The following is an 18,633-nucleotide window of genomic DNA, read 5'->3' as shown; positions in this document are numbered from 1 at the left end:
AGCCGCCCCTTCCTGGGCAGCCCGGCCGTTCGGCTACTGCGCCGCGCGCCGGGCGGCCGCGGCGCGTGACTCGTTCGCGCGGCTCAGCCGATCCATCTGTGCCTCGGCCCGCGCGACCTCCTCGGCGTTCTTGGCACGGTACCTGCGGGAGGGGGCCGAGACTCCGATCGGAACGTACTCGGCCTGGGCCGGGCGGGTCCGGGTGACGAAGTCGGGGGCTGGCCTGGGCTCGCCTCCGGTCACGCCGGCCGCGACGGCGGCATCGCGCAGGGGATTCGTCTCCCCTGCGCCGACACATCCGCCGAGCGAAGCGCCGATGGCGAGGAAAAGCAGGGCCGTGGTGTGGGGACGCATGTATCAGATCTCGGAACGCCGGATCGCGGCTCGCCGAGCGGCGTTATCGTGGGGATCGAAGATTGCCGCCGTCTCCATTAATATGGCGGAAACGACACCTGCCGGACAAGCCGGCTGGGCCGGAGGGAACGATGTCTGAGAGCGAAGGGCCCAGGCTGACCGAGCCCCAGGTCCCGGATTTCGGCGCTCTGTCGGAAAACATGGCGCAGTTCGTCGAGGAGGCGAGCCGGGCGACGGCGGCCTACCTGAAGCCGGCCGATCAGCGCAACGGGAGGTCAGGCCTGGCCGACGGCGTCGGCGAGGTGGTGAAGACGCTCGGCCAGGTCGCCGAGACCTGGATGGTCGATCCGCAAAGGGCTCTCGAGGCGCAGACCCGGCTCGGAACGCAGTTCCTGGACCTCTGGTCCAACACCCTGAAGCGCATGCAGGGCGAGCAGGCCGCGCCCGTCGTCGCGCCTTCGCCGGCCGACAGGCGCTTCCAGGATCCGGAATGGTCCCGGAACGCGGTCTTCGACTTCCTGAAGCAGGCCTATCTCGTCACGAGCCAGTGGGCCGAGGCGATGGTGGACGAGGCCGAGGGCCTGGACGACCACACGCGCGACAAGGCCCGCTTCTACGTCAAGCAGCTGTCGGCCGCCCTGTCGCCGTCGAACTTCGTCGCGACCAATCCCGAACTCATCCGGGAGACCGTCAAGGAAGCCGGCGCCAACCTGGTGCGCGGCATGAAGATGCTGGCCGAGGACGTGGAGGCAGGCGGCGGCGAGCTGAAGCTGCGGCAATCGGACTCGGCCAAGTTCAAGGTCGGCGAGAACCTTGCCGTCACGCCCGGCAAGGTCGTGTTCCGCAACGACCTGATCGAGCTCATCCAGTACGCGCCGACGACGGAGACCGTGCTGAAGCGGCCGCTCCTCATCGTGCCGCCCTGGATCAACAAGTACTACATCCTGGATCTCAACCCGGAGAAGAGCTTCATCCGCTGGGCGGTCGACCAGGGGCTCACGGTCTTCTGCATCTCCTGGGTCAATCCCGACGAGCGGCAGGCCGAGAAGGGCTTCGGCGACTACATGCGGGAGGGCATCTTCGCCGCGCTCGACGCCATCGAGCAGGCGACCGGCGAACGCAGCGTCACGGCGATCGGCTATTGCGTCGGCGGCACCCTCCTGGCGGTCGCCCTCGCCTACATGGCGGCAACCGGGGACAAGCGGATCGAGAGCGCGACCTTCTTCACGACGCAGGTGGATTTCACCCATGCGGGCGACCTGAAGGTCTTCGTCGACGAGGCTCAGGTCCAGGCCGTCGAGGCCATGATGCGGAGCCGCGGCTATCTCGAAGGCTCGCGCATGGCGACCGCCTTCAACATGCTGCGCCCGAACGACCTGATCTGGCCCTACGTGGTCAACGTGTACCTGAAGGGAAAGGCGCCCTTCCCGTTCGACCTCTTGTACTGGAACTCGGACGCGACCCGGATGCCGGCCGCGAACCACTCCTTCTACCTCCGCAACTGCTACCTGGAGAACAAGCTCACCAAGGGCGAGATGATCGTCGACAACGTCCGCCTCGACCTGAAGAAGGTGACGATCCCGATCTTCAACCTCGCCACCCGAGAGGACCACATCGCCCCCGCGATCTCGGTCTATGTCGGGTCGAAGGCCTTCGGCGGCCCCGTCGAGTACGTGGTGGCGGGATCGGGCCACATCGCCGGCGTCGTGAACCCCCCGGCCAAGCCGAAATACGGCTACTGGACCGGAGCCGTGAACGGCCAAGCCTATGAGGACTGGCTCGGGGAGGCGACCGAGCACAAGGGATCCTGGTGGCCCTACTGGTTCCAATGGGTCGAGCAGCAAGCCCCCGAGCGCGTTCCGCCGCATCAGCCGGGAGAGGGCCACCTCCCCGCCCTGTGCGATGCGCCCGGCACCTACGTCCGCATGAAGGCGTAAGGACGCAGAGCGGACCAGCTCTGCGCAGGCGCGGGTCGCGCCCGGCGCACGCCTCTGGTACGTCCCTCCGCAACGAACGGGTCGGGGGGAGAGATGGCGGCGTCCCAGCAAGCAGCTGCTGTCAGGCTGAGTGACGACGGGCCGGATGGGCGCGCCTCATGGCAGCGCCTCCTGATCGCCGTCCTCCTGACCACCTTCAGCGGCGTCGGCATGTGGTCGGTCGTGGTCGCGCTGCCGACCGTCCAGGCGGATTTCGGCGTGGCGCGCGGCGGGGCGTCCCTGCCCTATACCCTGACGATGATCGGCTTCGGCATCGGCGGGGTCGTCATGGGCCGCGTCGCCGACCGGATGGGCATCGTCGTGCCGAGCCTGCTCGGCTGCGTGATGCTCGGGGTCGGATATGTGGCCGCCGGGCTTGCGCCAAATCTCGCCACCTACGCGATCGCGCATGGCCTCCTGATCGGCTTCGGCGCCTCGGCGAGCTTTGGGCCGCTCATGGCGGACATCTCGTTCTGGTTCGTGCGCCGCCGCGGCATCGCGGTGGCGATCTGCGCCTCGGGCAACTACCTCGCCGGTGCCTTCTGGCCGCCTATCGTCCAGTGGTCCATAGCCGATTACGGATGGCGCGCGACGCATATCGGGCTCGGCGCAATCTGCGTCGCCCTCATGCTTCCGCTCGTCGGCACGCTTCGCAAGCGGCCCAACTTCTCCGCCGCCGCCCAGGCGGCTGCGCAATCCCATTTCACCCCGACGCGCATGGCGCTCAGCCCGGGCGTGCTCCAGACCCTGCTCATCATCGCGGGCATCGCCTGCTGCGTGGCGATGTCCATGCCGCAGGTCCACATCGTCGCCTATTGCGGCGATCTCGGCTACGGCGTCGCGCGCGGCGCCGAGATGCTGTCCCTGATGCTGGGCTTCGGCATCGTGTCCCGGATCGCGTCCGGGTTCATCGCGGACCGCCTCGGCGGCCTGCTGACCCTTCTCATCGGGTCGGTCCTGCAGGGCGTTGCGCTGGTTCTCTACACCCTGTCCGACGGGCTGACGCAGCTCTACGTCGTTTCGGCTCTCTTCGGGCTGTTCCAGGGCGGGATCGTGCCCAGCTACGCCATGATCGTCCGGGAATACTTCCCGGCCAACGAGGCCGCCACCCGCGTCGGCCTCTGCATGACGGCGACGCTGCTCGGCATGGCCCTCGGGGGCTGGATGTCGGGCGTGATCTTCGACCTGACCGGATCCTACCGGGCGGCGTTCCTGAACGGCATCGCCTGGAACCTCTTGAACGGTGCGATCACAGTCTTCCTGCTCACCCGGCGAGGCCAGCGCCTCGACCGGGTGAAGGTTGCTCCGGCCTGATTACCGGACGCGCTCGAGGATCGAGACGTAGTTCGCGACTGCGGCGCCGCCCATGTTGAAGATGCCGGCGAGCTTCGCATCCGGAACCTGGATGCCCTCCGCCTCGCCGCAGAGCTGCATGGCGGAGAGGACGTGCATGGAAACGCCGGTCGCGCCGATCGGGTGACCCTTCGCCTTCAGGCCGCCTGACGGGTTCACGGGAAGCTTCCCGTCCTTCTGCGTCCAGCCCTCCTTGATGGCGCGGGCGCCCTGCCCTTCCGGCGTCAGGCCCATGGCCTCGTATTCGATCAGCTCGGCGATCGTGAAGCAGTCATGCGTCTCGACGAAGGACAGGTCGTCGAGCTTCACGCCCGCCTCGGCCAGCGCCCGCTGCCAGGCCTCGGTGCAGCCCTCGAACTTGAGGATGTCCCGCTTCGACATCGGCAGGAAGTCCTGGGCATGCCCCGTCCCGCGGAACGCCACGGCACGGCGCATCGTCTCGGCCGTTTCGGCATCCGCGATCACGAGCGCGGCCGCGCCATCCGACACGAGCGAGCAATCGGTCCGCTTCAGCGGCCCGGCCACGAAGGGGTTCTTCTCCGACTCCGCCCGGCAGAACTCGAAGCCGAGATCCTTGCGCATCTGGGCATAGGGGTTCTGGACGCCGTTCCGGTGGTTCTTGGCGGCGATCAGGGCGAGCGCGTCGGACTGGTCGCCGTGGCGCTGGAAATACGACGACGCGATATTCCCGAACACGCCCGCAAAGCCCGCCGGCGTCTCCCCATCCTCGACCAGGTAGGAGGCGCGCAGGAGGTTCTTGCCGATCTCCGGCCCCGGCGTGCGGGTCATCTGTTCGACCCCCACGACGAGCACGACCTTGGCCCGCTTCGCCTCGATCGTCTTGATGGCCTGGTGCACGGCGGCCGAGCCGGTCGCGCAGGCATTCTCGACCCGCGTCGCGGGCTTGAAGCGGAACTTGTCGGAGGCCTGGAAGACCAGCGAGGCGGTGAAATCCTGCGGCGAGAAGCCGGCGTTGAAATGTCCGAGGACGACCTCGTCCACATCCTCCGGGCCGATCCCGGCATGGTCGAGAGCCTCGTTCGTGACGCGAACGATCAGGCTTTCGACCGTCTCCGCATCGTGCTTTCCGAATGGCGTGTGGGCCCAACCGACAATCGAGGGCAGCATCTTCTCTTCCTCCGCTACTTAGGCGCATATGCGCCCATTTTCGACGATCTTCAAGGCGTCAACGAGCCGAGCTCAGGATCCCTAGCACGCCGAGCACGATCAGCCCCATGCCCAGCATCTCGCGGCCAGAGGTCGCCTGCGCGAAGATGCGCCGCGAGACGGCCTGGGCCATAAGCACCTCGACGAGCGCAAGCGTCCTGACATTCGCGGCCGCCGTCAGAGCGAAGCCGATGAACCAGAATTGCGAGGCGGCGGCCCCGACGAAGCCGGCCGCCACCGATGACCGCCATTCCCGAAAGCTGCCGAGGAGGGCTGCACGGTCGAAGACGATGAGCCACGCCGCCAGGATGCCGGTCTGCAGGACCAGGCTCCAGACGAGAGCGGTCGTGGCGCGGAGAAAGGGCGAGCCGGAATCGAGATGGAGGATCGCGCCGCGAAAGCCGACCGCCGAGAGGGCGAACATCCCGCCCGCCGCAATGCCGAGCGCGATCGGTACAAGGCCGCCGGCCCTGATGTCGCCGGCCGTCTTCGGGCTCCATGTCACGAGGATGACGCCGCAGGTGGCGAGCAGGATGGCGCCGATCGCCAAGGGCGGAAGACGGTCGCCGAGGAAGACGAGCCCGAAGAGCGCGATCTGCACCGCCTCCGTCTTCACGAGCGCGGTGACGACCGAGAACGATCGCTGCCGCATGGCGGCCAGCATGAGGCCGGTCGCCAGGATCTGGCTGAGCGCGCCGAGCACGATGAAGGCCGCAAAGCCCGGCCCCGGACGCGGCAGCGCCTCGCCCGTGGCGGCCAGCATCCCGGCCAGGAAGATCAGCGAGAAGGGCAGCCCGTAGAGGAACCGGACCTGTGTCGCGCCGACGGTCCCGATCTTTTCCGTCAGGCGTCGCTGCATCGTGTTGCGCGCCACCTGTCCGGCCGACGCGATGAGGGTCGCGGGAACCCAAAGGAGTGAGACGTCCATGATTCCCGGGACGGTACCGTTCGTGTCGTGCCTTGCTGTCGCCACCTATGCCGCCATAAGCTCTCCGTTCCAAGCGAACCCGCGCCCTGCTCGACCGGGCAAGGCGTTCTTCGGACAGACGCCCTTAAAAATGTCGGGCAAGAGCCCGCACGGAGAAAACCGCATGGCGCGCCGAGCCGTCCTCCTGGCAGTCGCAGCCCTCGCCCTATTCGGCGCAAACGCCGCCCGAGCCGGGACGCCGGCACTCGTCGTGGATGCCGCGACCGGGAAGGTGCTGCTGGCCGAGCGGGCAACGGATCCCTGGTATCCGGCCTCGATCACGAAGCTGATGACCACCTATGTGGCGCTCGACCTCGTCCGCCAGGGCAAGGTGTCGATGAACTCGCTCCTGACGATGTCGCCCGAGGCGGCCGCGGAGCCGCCCTCCAAGATGGGCTTCAAGCCGGGAACTCAGCTCACGCTGGAGAACGCGCTGCGGATCATCCTGGTGAAATCCGCCAACGACGTGTCGATGATGATCGGCGAGGGCCTGGCGGGCTCCGTCGAGCGCTACGCGGCCCTGATGAACGAGGCCTCGCGGCGCCTCGGGATGCGCGAGAGCCGCTGGTACAACCAGAACGGCCTCCCCGACGAGCGGCAGCAGACCTCGGCCCGCGACATGGCCATCCTGGCGCGCGCCCTGCTCTACGAGTTCCCGGAGCACGAGGACCTGTTCCGCATCGGCGCCCTGAAGCTGGGACGCAAGGTGATCCGCAATCACAACGGCCTGCTCGGCCGCTATCCCGGCGCCGACGGCATGAAGACCGGCTTCATCTGCATGGGCGGCTTCAACGTCGTGGCTACGGCGACCCAGAACGGGCGACGCCTGATCGCGGTGGTGATGGGCTACCCGTCCGCGAAGGAGCGCGATCTCCGGGCCGCCAACCTGTTCGACCAGGGCTTCTCGTCGTTCGGGTGGGCGATGCAGACCGTCGACCAGTTGCCGCCTTCGGGAACCATGTCCCCGCCGAACATGCGGTCCTACGTCTGCGGGCCGAACAAGCGCCTGCCGCAGGAGGACGACGAGACCTCCGTGGTCGCGAGCGCCGCGAACGGCAACGGCGACAATCCGATCAGCTCGCTGTTCTCCCCCTCCACTTACGCGACAGCATCGGCCGGAGCGGCACGCGCGCTCAGCGGGCGGACCAGCCTCGGCCCGCGCGTCGAGTTCGAGCCCATCCCGATCTGGCTCGGCGCGACGCCGGGCACGGTTGCGGAGGACGATGCGGGGAAGAAGGCTAAGCCCGTCGGGATCGCCGCCAAGCCGGTTCCGGCCAAGCGCGTAGCCCGCGGCAAAGCGGGCGCGCCTGCCGCGGCCGCCACGCTCACGGCACCTGTCCCGGGGACGAACCCGGGCGAGGGCCAGGCCGTGACCACCCTGCGCAGCAACGTGAGTCCGGCATCCCGCCCTGCCCTCTCGGCGGGCCTCAACAAGAAGCCGGCGGCCGAGACCAAGCCCAAGCTCGGCGCGCTCTCCGCCGGCGCGAAGGCCAGCCCCGGGCACGGCGCCATCAAGCCGAAGCCCGCGACCCCGTCGGCTGCGGCAAAGGCCGACACGAAGGAACAGGCGAAGCCGAAGGCCCGCACGGCCGCGAAGCCGCCGTCCCGCCCCGAAAAACGCGCCTCGGCCCCCAAGCCGGGAACGGCCGCGGCCTCGAACTGACGGGGCGCTTGCCCGGCACCTTGGCCGGAGGCGCCGGCGGCCTTACCTGAAGGGGATGGAGCCGAAGCTTCCCCCTCCCCCCATCCCGCTCACGGTCCTGACCGGCTTCCTCGGGGCCGGAAAGACGACCCTGCTCAACCGGCTGCTGCAGGATCCGGCGCTCTCCGACACCGTCGTGGTGGTCAACGAGTTCGGCGAGGTAGGGCTGGACCACCTCCTCGTCGAGACGGTCGAGGACGGGCTCGTCCTCCTGTCTGCCGGATGCCTGTGCTGCACCGTGCGGGGAGATCTCGTCCAGACGCTCGAGGACCTGCTCCGCAAGCGCGACAATGGCCGCATCACGCCTTTCCGCCGCGTGATCATCGAAACGACGGGTCTCGCCGACCCCGCGCCCGTGCTCGGGGCCGTGCTGTACCATCCCTATCTGTCGCGCCGTTACGCCCTCGGTAGCGTCGTCACGGTGATCGACGGGCTGCTCGGAGCCGAGACGCTCGACAGGCACCCCGAGGCGCTCAGGCAGGCCGCCGTGGCCGACCGGATCGTGCTCAGCAAGACGGATCTGGTCGAGGACAAGGCCCACCTTGCGGGGCTCCGCACCCGGCTGGCAGCCCTGAACCCCTCGGCCGAGATCGTGCTGGCGGCCGAAGGCGTCATCGATGCCCGGGCCTTGATCGGCGACGACGTCTTCGACCCCGACGGCAAGATCGCCGATGTCCGGGCCTGGCTGCGGTCCGAGGAGGTCGAGGCGGAGCACGCGCGGGCGCATTCCCACCACGGCCACTCCCATCACGACCATCACCACCACCACGATGTCAGCCGGCACGACGAGCACATCCGCTCCTTCGTACTGACGGCGGATCGGCCGATCGGGCAGAGCGCGCTCGACATGTTCCTCGACCTCGTCCGGTCGAGCTTCGGGCCGAAGATCCTGCGGCTGAAGGGCCTCGTGGAGGTTCGCGAGAGTCCCGGGAGGCCCGTGCTGATCCAGGGCGTCCAGCATGTGCTGCACGTGGCCGGCCTGCTCCCCGCCTGGCCGGACGAGGATCACCGCACGCGGCTCGTCCTCATCGTGGACGATGTCCCGGAAGAAGCCGTCCGGCGCCTCTGGGACGCGTTCACGGATCAGCCCGCGATCGACGCGCCGGATGCAACGGCGATCGCCGACAATCCACTGGCTCCGGCGACCATGAGGCGGGCTTAGCTCACAGCTAATCTCGCACAGCCCGCATCCGACCAGCGCTCAAGCCCCGGCGCTCACCGGGGCCCCCGCTCACATGTGGATCGGGCGCTTGTCCACGGCGAGGGCCGCTTCCTTCACGGCCTCGTTGAGCGTCGGGTGCGCGTGGCAGGTCCGGGCGATGTCCTCGGCGGAGGCGCCGAACTCCATCGCGACCGCGGCCTCGGCGATCATGGTGCCGGCATCGGCCCCAAGGATATGCACCCCGAGAACCCGGTCCGTCTTGGCATCGGCCAGGATCTTCACGAAGCCGTCCGTCGTGTGGTTGACCTTCGCGCGCCCGTTCGCCGTGAACGGGAACTTGCCGACATTGTAGGCGATGCCCGCGGCCTTGAGCTCGGCCTCGGTCTTGCCGACGGAAGCGATCTCCGGGAACGTGTAGACCACGCTCGGGATGACGTCGTAGTTCACGTGGCCGGCCTTGCCGGCGATCATCTCCGCAACGGCCACGCCCTCATCCTCGGCCTTGTGGGCCAGCATGGGCCCGGCGATCACATCGCCGATCGCGTAGATGCCGGTGACGTTGGTCGAGAAATGCGCGTCGACCTCGACGCGTCCCTTCGGGTCCCGGCGGACACCGACATGGTCGAGCCCGAGGCCCTCCGTGTAGGGGGTGCGGCCGGTGGCGACGAGGACGACGTCGGCGTCGATCACCTCGGGCGTACCCTCGCCCTGCGCGGGCTCGATCGTGACCTTCGCGCCCCCGCCGGAGGTGTCGACCTTCGTCACCTTCGAGGAGAGCTTGAAGGTGAAGCCCTGCTTGCCGAGGATGCGCTGGAACTGCTTGGCGACCTCATCGTCCATGCCGGGCAGGATGCGGTCGAGGAACTCGACGACCGTGACCTCGGAGCCGAGCCGCCGCCAGACCGAGCCGAGCTCGAGCCCGATCACGCCGGCGCCGACGACGACGAGCTTCTTCGGCACGCTCGCCAGCTCCAGCGCGCCGGTCGAGGAGACCACGACCTTCTCGTCGATCTCGATCCCGCGCAGCGGCGCAACCTCGGAGCCGGTCGCGATGACGATGTTCTTCGTCTCGATGACTTGGTTCGAGCCGTCCTCCGCGACGACCTCGACCTGTCCGGGAGCCTTGATGCAGGCCTTGCCGTGGAACGCGTCGATCTTGTTCTTCTTGAGCAGGAACTCGACGCCCTTCACGTTCCCGGAGACGCCCTCGTCCTTGAAGCCCATCATCTTCTTGAGATCGAGCTTCGGGGCCGAGACCTCGATGCCGAGATCGGAGAAATGGTCGCGCGCCTCCGCGAAGAGCTCGGAGGCATGGAGAAGCGCCTTCGAGGGGATGCAGCCCACGTTGAGGCAGGTGCCGCCATGGGTGGCGCGCTTTTCGACGACGGCCGTCTTCAGCCCGAGCTGGGCAGCCCGGATGGCGCACACATAGCCGCCAGGGCCGGTGCCGATGACGACGAGATCGTAGGACATGAATACTCCTCGCTGTCATGCCCGGGATTGCCGGGCACCCCCGTGTGACAAGCGCTGAAACCGTGATGGCCGGGCGGGCCCGGCCATCGTGAGGCTGATGTTCGAAACTTAGATAGGAGCGACGCGCTCAGAGATCGAGCACGAGCCGCGCGGGATCCTCGAGCGCCTCCTTGATCCGCACCAGGAAGGTCACGGCCTCCTTGCCGTCGACGATCCTGTGATCATAGGACAGGGCGAGGTACATCATCGGCCGGGCGACGACCTGGCCGCCGCGGACCACCGGGCGCTCCTCGATGCGATGCATGCCGAGAATGCCGGATTGCGGCGCGTTCAGGATCGGCGTCGACATCAGCGAGCCGTAGATGCCGCCGTTGGTGATGGTGAAGGTGCCGCCCTGCATCTCCTCGATCTTGAGCTGCCCATCGCGCGCCTTCTTGCCGTAGCCCGCGATCGTCTTCTCGATCTCGGCGATCGACAGCTGGTCGGCATCGCGCACCACCGGCACGACCAGGCCCTTATCGGTCCCGACCGCGATGCCGATGTGATAGTAGTTCTTGTAGATGATGTCCTGGCCGTCGATCTCGGCATTGACGGCCGGCAGCTCCTTCAGGGCCTGCACGACGGCCTTCGTGAAGAAGCCCATGAAGCCGAGCTTCACGCCGTGCTTCTTCTCGAACACGTCCTTGTACTGCGAGCGGAGCTTCATCACGGCGCCCATGTCGACGTCGTTGAACGTCGTGAGCATGGCGGCGACGTTCTGGGCGTCCTTCAGGCGACGGGCGATCGTCTGCCGGAGCTTGGTCATGCGGACCCGCTCTTCGCGGCTCGCATCGTCCGGAGCGGAGGGGGCGCGCACCTGGACAGGCGCAGGCGCCTGCGCCGCGACACCGGTCGGCCCGCCCTGGAGAGCGGCCAGCATGTCGCCCTTCGTCACCCGGCCGTCCTTGCCGGTCCCGACGACGTTGGCCGGATCCAGGCCGGTCTCGGCCGCGATGCGGCCGACGGCAGGGCCGTTCGGCGAGGAAGCTGCGGACTTCGCCGGCGGCGCGGCAGCGGGCTTCGGCGCTTCCGCCTTCGGCGCAGCGGCAGCCTTGGCCGGCTCGGCAGCCTTGGCCGCAGCCGCTCCCGCCCCGGCGCCGCCCTCTACGATCGAGCCGAGGATCGCGCCCGGGCCAACCGTTTCACCGTCCTTCGCCACGATGTCGCCGAGCGTACCGGAAGCCGGCGCATTGACCTCGAGCGTGACCTTGTCCGTCTCGAGTTCGACGAGCGGCTCGTCCGCCTTCACGGGATCGCCCGGCTTCTTGAACCAGCGGCCGATCGTGGCTTCGGTGACGGATTCGCCGAGCGTCGGGACTGTGATGTCGGTTGGCATGTGGTTGCGCCTGAAGCGGCGTCCTTCTCGAGGGCGGCCTTGGCCTGGCCTGGGGGAAGCCGCGAGACGACCCCGCGACGTGGAACTGGTCCGTATCTAGAGCCGTAGCCGTCCCGCGTCACGGGCCTTCTTCAAAAACGCGGGACAGCCATACGAGGTGAGCCGGGGTTGCGGATCACCCCGGCGAGGCATCACTTGCCGATGGCGTCATCCAGGAACGCCTTCAGCTGCTCCTGGTGCTTCGACATGAGGCCGGTCGCGGTCGCGGCCGAGGCTGCCCGTCCAGCGTAGCGGGGGCGGCTGACCTTCGACTTCGCCTGAGCCAGGACCCACTCGAGATAGGGCTCGATGAAGGTCCATGACCCCATGTTCTTGGGCTCCTCCTGGCACCAGACGACGTCCGCGTTGGGGAAGCGGGACATCTCCGACGCGAGCGCCTTGAGCGGCACCGGATAGAGCTGCTCGACGCGCAGGAGATAGACGTCGTCCACGCCGCGCTTCTCGACCTCCTCGAGCAGGTCGAAATAGACCTTGCCGGTGCAGATCACCACGCGCCGGATCTTGTCGTCCGCAACCCGCGTGCCGTCGTCCCAGAGCACGCGATGGAAGCTCGACCCCGTCGCCAGCTCGTCCAGCCGCGAGACGCAGCGCTTGTGCCGCAGCAGCGACTTCGGCGTCATCAGGATGAGCGGCTTGCGGAACTCGCGCTTCAGCTGCCGGCGCAGGATGTGGAAGTAGTTCGCAGGCGTCGAGCAATAGGCGACCTGCATGTTGTCCTCGGCGCACATCTGGAGATAGCGCTCCAGGCGCGCGGAGGAATGCTCCGGCCCCTGTCCCTCGTAGCCGTGCGGCAGCAGGCAGACGAGGCCGGACATGCGCAGCCACTTGCGCTCGCCCGAGGAGACGAACTGGTCGAACACGACCTGGGCGCCGTTGGCGAAGTCGCCGAACTGCGCCTCCCAGAGCACGAGGGCGTTGGGCTCGGACAGCGAGTAGCCGTACTCGAAGCCGAGCACCGCCTCCTCCGAGAGCATCGAATTGATGACCTCGTAGCGGGACTGGCCTGCCCGGAGGTGGTTGAGCGGCGTCAGGCGCTCCTCGGTCTCCTGGTCGATCAGCACCGAATGGCGCTGGGAGAAGGTGCCGCGTTCGACATCCTGGCCCGACAGGCGGACGGGATGCCCCTCGATGAGCAGCGACCCGAAGGCCAGCGCCTCGGCCGTGGCCCAGTCGATGCCCTCCCCGGTCTCGATCATCTTGCGGCGGTTTTCGAGAAAGCGCCCGATGGTCCGGTGGACCTGGAAGCCTTCCGGAACGCTGCAGAGCTTCCCGCCGATCTCCCGGAGGAGGTCCGCATCGATGCCCGTCTCGCCACGGCGCGCGTCGTCGTCATGCTCGCGGACTGCCTTGAGGCCCGCCCAGCGCCCGTCCAGCCAGTCGGCCTTGTTCGGCTTGTAGCCCTGAGCGGTCTCGAACTCGGCATCGAGCTTCGTCCGGAACGCGGCGCGCATGCCGTCGAAATCGCTCTCGCCGACGACGCCTTCGCTGATGAGCTTCTTGGAGTAGAGCTCGAGCGTGCTCGGATGCGACCGGATCATCCGGTACATCTTCGGCTGGGTGAAGGCCGGCTCGTCGCCCTCGTTGTGGCCGAACCGCCGGTAGCAGAACATGTCGATGACGACCGGCTTGTGGAACTTCTGCCGGTACTCGGTCGCGACCTTGGCGGCGAAGACCACAGCTTCGGGATCGTCGCCGTTCACGTGGAAGATCGGGGCCTCGACCATCTTGGCGACATCAGACGGATAGGGCGACGAACGCGAGAAGCGCGGATTCGTCGTGAAGCCGATCTGGTTGTTGATGATGAAGTGGATCGAACCGCCGGTGCGGTGGCCCTTCAGGCCCGAAAGGCCCAGGCACTCGGCCACGACGCCCTGCCCCGCGAAGGCAGCATCGCCGTGGATCAGGAGCGGGATGACGGAGGTCCGGCTCTCGGGAGCGTCGTTGTGCTGGTCCTGCTTCGCGCGGACCTTACCCAGCACGACGGGATCGACGATCTCGAGGTGGGACGGGTTCGCCGTCAGGGACAGGTGGACGTTGTTGCTGTCGAAGGTCCGGTCCGACGAGGCACCCAGGTGGTACTTCACGTCGCCGGAGCCCTCCACGTCCTCAGGCGCGTAGGAGCCGCCCTTGAACTCGTGGAAGATCGCCCGGAAGGGCTTCGACATCACGTTGGAGAGCACGTTCAGGCGGCCGCGATGGGCCATGCCGATGACGATCTCCTTGGCGCCGAGAGCGCCGCCCCGCTTGATGATCTGCTCGAGCGCCGGGATCATCGCCTCCGAGCCGTCCAGCCCGAAGCGCTTGGTGCCCGTGTACTTCAGGTCGAGGAACTTCTCGAAGCCCTCGGCCTCCACGAGCTTGTTCAGGATCGCCCGCTTCCCCTCCGGCGTGAAGGTGATCTCCTTGTGGGGACCCTCGATGCGCTCCTGAATCCAGGCCTTCTCGGCCGGATCGGAGATGTGCATGAACTCGACGCCGAGCGTCTGGCAGTAGGTCCGCTCGAGGATCGCGACGATCTCGCGGATCGTGCCGAATTCCAGGCCGAGGACGTTGTCGAGGAAGATGGGGCGATCCCAGTCCGCTTCCGTGAAGCCGTAATGGGACGGATGGAGTTCCTCGTCGGCCCCGCGCCGCTCCAGGTGAAGCGGGTCGAGATCGGCCTTGAGATGCCCGCGCATCCGGTATGCGCGAATCATCATGATGGCGCGGACGGAGTCCCGGGCGGCCTGGTACACCTCCTCCGAGGTGAGCACCTTGCCCTTGGCTTCCGACTTGGCCCGGATCTTCTCGCCGACGGCGCCTTCGATCTGGGCCCAATTCCCGTCGAGCGCCGAGACGAGCTCGCCGTTCATCGGCACCGGCCAGTTCGGCTTCTGCCAGGAGGCGCCACGCGCGTTCTTCTCGACGAGCGCCGGATCCTCGTTCATCCCGGCGAAGAGCGTCGCCCATTCCGGGTCGACCGAGCCCGGGTCCTGCTCGTAGCGGGCGTAGAGCTCGTCGATGTAGGTGGCATTGCCTCCGTAGAGGAACGCGGTTTGCAGCAGCTTCTGATTGGCTTCCTGACGAGACATGCTTTCACGCGTCCTGGTGGCCCGGAAGGGGCCACCGCTGGCGGGAATCAAGCTCGGCGCACAGGCGTGCAGTCCGACGAGACCCCGAGGAGTTTTCCGGTCCGGACTGAGCCTTTAGCAGCACTATCTGAACCCGACTATAACATCGGGTCAGATACCCGACATTTCACCCCTTGAGGACCTCGACGAGGGTTTTTCCGAGGCGGGCCGGCGACGGGGAGACGCGGATCCCTGCCGCTTCCATGGCGGCGATCTTGTCCTCTGCCCCACCCTTGCCGCCGGAGATGATCGCGCCGGCATGGCCCATGCGGCGGCCGGGAGGGGCCGTCCGGCCGGCGATGAAGCCGACCATGGGCTTCTTGCGGCCGCGCTTCGCCTCGTCCTTGATGAACTGCGCGGCATCCTCCTCGGCCGAGCCGCCGATCTCGCCGATCATGACGATCGACTCGGTCTTGGGGTCGGCGAGGAACATCTCCAGCATGTCGATGAACTCGGTGCCCTTCACGGGGTCGCCGCCGATGCCGACCGCGGTCGTCTGGCCAAGGCCCTCGTTCGAGGTCTGGAACACGGCCTCATAGGTCAGCGTGCCCGAGCGGGACACGATGCCGACATTGCCGGGCTTGAAGATGTTGGCCGGCATGATGCCGATCTTGGACTGGCCGGCCGTCACGATGCCGGGGCAGTTCGGCCCGATCAGGCGCGACTTGGAGCCGGACAGCGAGCGCTTGACGCGCACCATGTCGAGCACCGGGATGCCCTCGGTGATGCAGACGATGAGCGGGATCTCCGCATCGATCGCCTCGCAGATGGCATCGGCCGCGCCCGGCGGCGGAACGTAGACGACCGAGGCATCGGCGCCCGTCTTCTCGCGCGCTTCCTTGACGGTGTCGAAGACCGGCAGGCCGAGATGGCTCGAGCCGCCCTTGCCCGGCGAGGTGCCGCCGACGACCTTCGTGCCGTAGGCGATCGCCTGCTCGGTGTGGAAGGTGCCGTTCTTGCCGGTGAAGCCCTGCGTGATGACGCGGGTGTTGGAGTCGATCAGGATGGACATCGATATTCCCCTCAGCCCGCCTTCTTGACCGCTGCGACGATCTTCTGCGCCGCGTCGTCGAGGTCGTCCGCCGGGATCACGTTCAGCCCGGACTCGCGGATGATCTGCTTGCCGAGTTCGACATTCGTGCCCTCGAGCCGGACGACGAGCGGCACCTCAAGGCCGACGGTCTTCACGGCCGCGATGACGCCCTTGGCGATCACGTCGCACTTCATGATCCCGCCGAAGATGTTGACGAGGATGCCCTTCACGTTCGGGTCGGCCGTGATGATCTTGAAGGCCGCCGTGACCTTCTCCTCCGTGGCGCCGCCGCCGACATCGAGGAAGTTCGCCGGCTCCTCGCCGTAGAGCTTGATGATGTCGAGCGTCGCCATGGCGAGGCCCGCGCCGTTGACCATGCAGCCGATCGTGCCGTCGAGCGCGATATAGGCGAGGTCGTACTTGGAGGCCTCGATCTCCTTCTCGTCCTCCTCCGTCAGGTCGCGGAGCTCGACGATGTCCTTGTGCCGGTAGAGCGCGTTCGAATCGAACGAGATCTTCGCGTCGAGCACCCGCAGGTGGCCGTCCTTGGTGACGATCAGCGGGTTGATCTCCAGCATCGACATGTCCTTGGCCAGGAACGCCGTGTAGAGCTTGGAGACGACGTCGGCGGCCTCCTTGGCGAGGTCGCCCGTGAGGCCCAGGGCCTTGGCGACCACGCGGCCGTGATGCGGCATCACGCCGGTCGCGGGGTCGACCGCGAAGGTCAGGATCTTCTCGGGCGTGTCGTGCGCGACCTGCTCGATGTCCATGCCGCCCTCGGTCGAGACCACGAAGGCCACGCGGCCCGTCTCACGGTCGACCAGGAGGGAGAGGTAGAACTCGGACGCGATGTCCGAGCCGTCCTCGATGTAGAGGCGGTTGACCTGCTTGCCGGCCGCCCCGGTCTGGAGCGTGACGAGCGTCGAGCCGAGCATCTGCTTGGCGAATTCCTTCACCTCGTCGATCGACTTGGCGAGCCGGACGCCGCCCTTCTCGCCCGCGGCGGCTTCCTTGAACTTGCCCTTGCCGCGTCCGCCGGCATGGATCTGGCTCTTCACCACCCAGAGCGGGCCGCCGAGCTCGCGCGCGGCCGCCTCGGCCTCATCCGGCGAAAAGATCGCCCGTCCTTTCGAGACCGGAAGCCCGAACTCCTTCAGGACCGCCTTGCCCTGGTACTCGTGGATATTCATCCGCCCTACCTCGCGTCATCCCGCCCGGACGTGACCTCCGGTTGGCATTATGTATACCACCAACCGGAGCCGGGCGTAAGTAGCTCGGCCGCAGGATTATGCGGCCGCATGGATCCCGTCCGGCTTTAGGCCAGCGACGGGTTGATGCCCTTGCAGGCCTCGACAAGGCCCTGCACCGAGGCCACGGACTTGGCGAACATCTCGCGCTCTTCCTTGGTCATCTCGACCTCGAGCACGCGCTCCATTCCGCCCTCGCCGATGACGACCGGCACGCCGATGAACATGCCGTCGATGTCGTACTCGCCCTTCAGATAGGCGGCGCAGGGGAGAACCCGCTTCTGGTCCTTCAGGTAGCTCTCGGCCATGGCGATGGCGGAGGCCGCCGGCGCGTAGAAGGCGGAGCCGGTCTTCAGCAGGTTCACGATCTCGCCGCCGCCCTTGCGGGTGCGCTCGACCATGGCGGCGATCTTGTCGTGCGTCGTCCAGCCCATCTTCACGAGGTCCGGCAGCGGGATGCCGGCGACAGTGGAGTAGCGGACCAGCGGGACCATGTCGTCGCCGTGGCCGCCGAGCACGAAGGCAGTCACGTCCTTGACGGAGACCTTGAACTCGTCGGCCAGGAAGTGCCGGAAGCGGGCGGAATCGAGCACGCCGGCCATTCCCACGATCTTGTTCGTCGGCAGTCCGGAGAACTTCTGCAGCGCCCAGACCATCGCGTCGAGCGGGTTGGTGATGCAGATCACGAAGGCGTTGGGGGCGTATTGCTTGATGCCGTTGCCGACGGCTTCCATGACCTTGAGGTTGATCCCGAGAAGGTCGTCGCGGCTCATGCCCGGCTTCCGCGGCACGCCGGCCGTGACGATGACGACATCGGCGCCCTCTATGGCGGCGTAGTCGTTGGCGCCGGCATACTTCGCATCGAAGCCGTCGACCGGGGCGGATTCCGCGATGTCGAGACCTTTGCCCTGGGGAATGCCCTCGGCGATATCGAAGAGGACGACGTCCCCGAGCTCCTTCAGGCCGGCGAGATGGGCGAGCGTGCCGCCGATCTGTCCAGCGCCGATGAGCGCGATCTTCTTGCGTGCCATGACGGGTTCCTTGGGAAAGCGATGCGCTTCGAAAGCGCCCAGAGCCGGGCTTCTCTGACTCAGAACCGGCGGGTCATCAAGCAAGGAGTACGGGCACGGCCGCCAGGGACCGGAACCGACCTCCGGTCACGCACCGGCGCGGGCCCGACCCGCGCAGCCTCGATGAAGCGGGACCGGCATAAGCTTCAGCATTCGCAAGTGAAGCAAAGCTACTTTGAAGTCCACGCAGACCGGAACGGAAATGGGGGCTTGGCGATTGACGGTACATAAGGGGCTAGACCTTCTACCCCTCGACCTTCAACTCGGGAGTTTATCATGCGATTGAAGATCCTGGCGGCTGCGATGCTGTTTGCAGCCCCGGCCTTGGCGCAGACATCCACGACCGCGCCGAGCACGACGGCGCCGAGCGTCGTCAATCCGGGCGGGCCTGGCGCGGTGAATTCCGGCCCCGGCGCAACCGGAAGCGTACGGACCGAAGGCACCGGCGCCGGTACCGTCTCGAACAATCCCGCGGGCGCGGGCAACGCCTCCCAGCCGGCGAAATCCAGCTCGACGCCGAGCGGCTCGAACTCCGGCGGCAGCGGCTCTCCGTAAGCTTCCGACGCTCACGCCAGCGGCCGCGG

14 protein-coding genes are annotated in these 18,633 nt (G+C 67.4%); 5 read left to right on the top strand and 9 right to left on the bottom strand.

Annotation, left to right across the window (positions count from 1 at the left end):
- Positions 1–33 precede the first annotated feature (33 nt).
- Positions 34–354, bottom strand: a complete 321-nt coding sequence (locus ACO2SS_RS22150; RefSeq protein WP_423279994.1) for a hypothetical protein — start codon at positions 352–354, stop codon at positions 34–36.
- Between the two features lie 131 nt (positions 355–485).
- Between ACO2SS_RS22150 and phaC the strand changes: the two genes are divergently transcribed.
- Positions 486–2,291, top strand: coding sequence for a class I poly(R)-hydroxyalkanoic acid synthase (gene phaC, locus ACO2SS_RS22145; RefSeq protein WP_423279993.1), 1,806 nt, complete (start codon positions 486–488; stop codon positions 2,289–2,291).
- Positions 2,292–2,384: 93 nt separating this feature from the next.
- Positions 2,385–3,644 carry an MFS transporter gene (locus ACO2SS_RS22140; protein WP_423279992.1) on the top strand — a complete coding sequence of 420 codons (1,260 nt, stop codon included), beginning with the start codon at positions 2,385–2,387 and terminating at the stop codon, positions 3,642–3,644.
- Here the strand turns inward: ACO2SS_RS22140 and ACO2SS_RS22135 are convergent, their stop codons facing one another.
- Both ACO2SS_RS22135 and ACO2SS_RS22130 read right to left on the bottom strand, forming a co-directional pair.
- Positions 3,645–4,811 (bottom strand): acetyl-CoA acetyltransferase, encoded by a 1,167-nt coding sequence (locus tag ACO2SS_RS22135; protein WP_423279991.1) that lies wholly within the window; start codon positions 4,809–4,811, stop codon positions 3,645–3,647.
- A gap of 58 nt (positions 4,812–4,869) precedes the next feature.
- Positions 4,870–5,781 (bottom strand): EamA family transporter, encoded by a 912-nt coding sequence (locus tag ACO2SS_RS22130; protein ID WP_423280015.1) that lies wholly within the window; start codon positions 5,779–5,781, stop codon positions 4,870–4,872.
- 160 nt (positions 5,782–5,941) lie between these two features.
- Here ACO2SS_RS22130 and ACO2SS_RS22125 point away from each other — a divergent pair, with 160 nt between their 5' ends.
- On the top strand, positions 5,942–7,480 hold the full coding sequence (locus ACO2SS_RS22125; RefSeq protein WP_423279990.1) for a serine hydrolase: 1,539 nt from the start codon (positions 5,942–5,944) through the stop codon (positions 7,478–7,480).
- A gap of 55 nt (positions 7,481–7,535) precedes the next feature.
- A complete protein-coding gene (locus ACO2SS_RS22120; protein ID WP_423279989.1) occupies positions 7,536–8,681 on the top strand; it encodes a CobW family GTP-binding protein in 1,146 nt (381 codons plus the stop codon).
- Positions 8,682–8,750: 69 nt separating this feature from the next.
- Here the strand turns inward: ACO2SS_RS22120 and lpdA are convergent, their stop codons facing one another.
- The 6 genes from lpdA to mdh form a co-directional block, all read right to left on the bottom strand.
- Positions 8,751–10,154, bottom strand: coding sequence for a dihydrolipoyl dehydrogenase (lpdA, locus tag ACO2SS_RS22115; protein ID WP_423279988.1), 1,404 nt, complete (start codon positions 10,152–10,154; stop codon positions 8,751–8,753).
- A 127-nt stretch (positions 10,155–10,281) separates the two neighbouring features.
- A complete protein-coding gene (odhB, locus tag ACO2SS_RS22110; RefSeq protein ID WP_423279987.1) occupies positions 10,282–11,529 on the bottom strand; it encodes a 2-oxoglutarate dehydrogenase complex dihydrolipoyllysine-residue succinyltransferase in 1,248 nt (415 codons plus the stop codon).
- A gap of 191 nt (positions 11,530–11,720) precedes the next feature.
- A complete protein-coding gene (locus ACO2SS_RS22105) occupies positions 11,721–14,660 on the bottom strand; it encodes a 2-oxoglutarate dehydrogenase E1 component (protein ID WP_423279986.1) in 2,940 nt (979 codons plus the stop codon).
- 166 nt (positions 14,661–14,826) lie between these two features.
- Positions 14,827–15,711, bottom strand: coding sequence for a succinate--CoA ligase subunit alpha (sucD, locus tag ACO2SS_RS22100; protein WP_423279985.1), 885 nt, complete (start codon positions 15,709–15,711; stop codon positions 14,827–14,829).
- An 11-nt stretch (positions 15,712–15,722) separates the two neighbouring features.
- Positions 15,723–16,922, bottom strand: coding sequence for an ADP-forming succinate--CoA ligase subunit beta (gene sucC, locus ACO2SS_RS22095; protein WP_423279984.1), 1,200 nt, complete (start codon positions 16,920–16,922; stop codon positions 15,723–15,725).
- Between the two features lie 125 nt (positions 16,923–17,047).
- Positions 17,048–18,010: a malate dehydrogenase gene (gene mdh, locus ACO2SS_RS22090; protein WP_423279983.1), complete on the bottom strand. Its 963-nt coding sequence runs from the start codon at positions 18,008–18,010 to the stop codon at positions 17,048–17,050.
- Between the two features lie 315 nt (positions 18,011–18,325).
- On the opposite strand from mdh, the gene ACO2SS_RS22085 reads away from it, so the two are divergent.
- Positions 18,326–18,604, top strand: coding sequence for a hypothetical protein (locus ACO2SS_RS22085; protein ID WP_423279982.1), 279 nt, complete (start codon positions 18,326–18,328; stop codon positions 18,602–18,604).
- Positions 18,605–18,633 lie beyond the last annotated feature (29 nt).

Origin of the sequence: Enterovirga sp. CN4-39, assembly GCF_049446235.1 — a bacterium.
GTDB lineage: Bacteria > Pseudomonadota > Alphaproteobacteria > Rhizobiales > Beijerinckiaceae > Enterovirga.
Note: the sequence above shows the minus strand (reverse complement) of the source record. Positions and strands in the feature narration are given on the sequence as shown.

Coding starts and splice junctions, on each gene's coding strand:
- ACO2SS_RS22150 (WP_423279994.1), bottom strand. CDS start 354: ATGCGTCCCCACACCACGGCCCTGCTTTTCCTCGCCATCGGCGCTTCG.
- phaC (WP_423279993.1), top strand. CDS start 486: ATGTCTGAGAGCGAAGGGCCCAGGCTGACCGAGCCCCAGGTCCCGGAT.
- ACO2SS_RS22140 (WP_423279992.1), top strand. CDS start 2,385: ATGGCGGCGTCCCAGCAAGCAGCTGCTGTCAGGCTGAGTGACGACGGG.
- ACO2SS_RS22135 (WP_423279991.1), bottom strand. CDS start 4,811: ATGCTGCCCTCGATTGTCGGTTGGGCCCACACGCCATTCGGAAAGCAC.
- ACO2SS_RS22125 (WP_423279990.1), top strand. CDS start 5,942: ATGGCGCGCCGAGCCGTCCTCCTGGCAGTCGCAGCCCTCGCCCTATTC.
- ACO2SS_RS22120 (WP_423279989.1), top strand. CDS start 7,536: ATGGAGCCGAAGCTTCCCCCTCCCCCCATCCCGCTCACGGTCCTGACC.
- lpdA (WP_423279988.1), bottom strand. CDS start 10,154: ATGTCCTACGATCTCGTCGTCATCGGCACCGGCCCTGGCGGCTATGTG.
- odhB (WP_423279987.1), bottom strand. CDS start 11,529: ATGCCAACCGACATCACAGTCCCGACGCTCGGCGAATCCGTCACCGAA.
- ACO2SS_RS22105 (WP_423279986.1), bottom strand. CDS start 14,660: ATGTCTCGTCAGGAAGCCAATCAGAAGCTGCTGCAAACCGCGTTCCTC.
- sucD (WP_423279985.1), bottom strand. CDS start 15,711: ATGTCCATCCTGATCGACTCCAACACCCGCGTCATCACGCAGGGCTTC.
- sucC (WP_423279984.1), bottom strand. CDS start 16,922: ATGAATATCCACGAGTACCAGGGCAAGGCGGTCCTGAAGGAGTTCGGG.
- mdh (WP_423279983.1), bottom strand. CDS start 18,010: ATGGCACGCAAGAAGATCGCGCTCATCGGCGCTGGACAGATCGGCGGC.
- ACO2SS_RS22085 (WP_423279982.1), top strand. CDS start 18,326: ATGCGATTGAAGATCCTGGCGGCTGCGATGCTGTTTGCAGCCCCGGCC.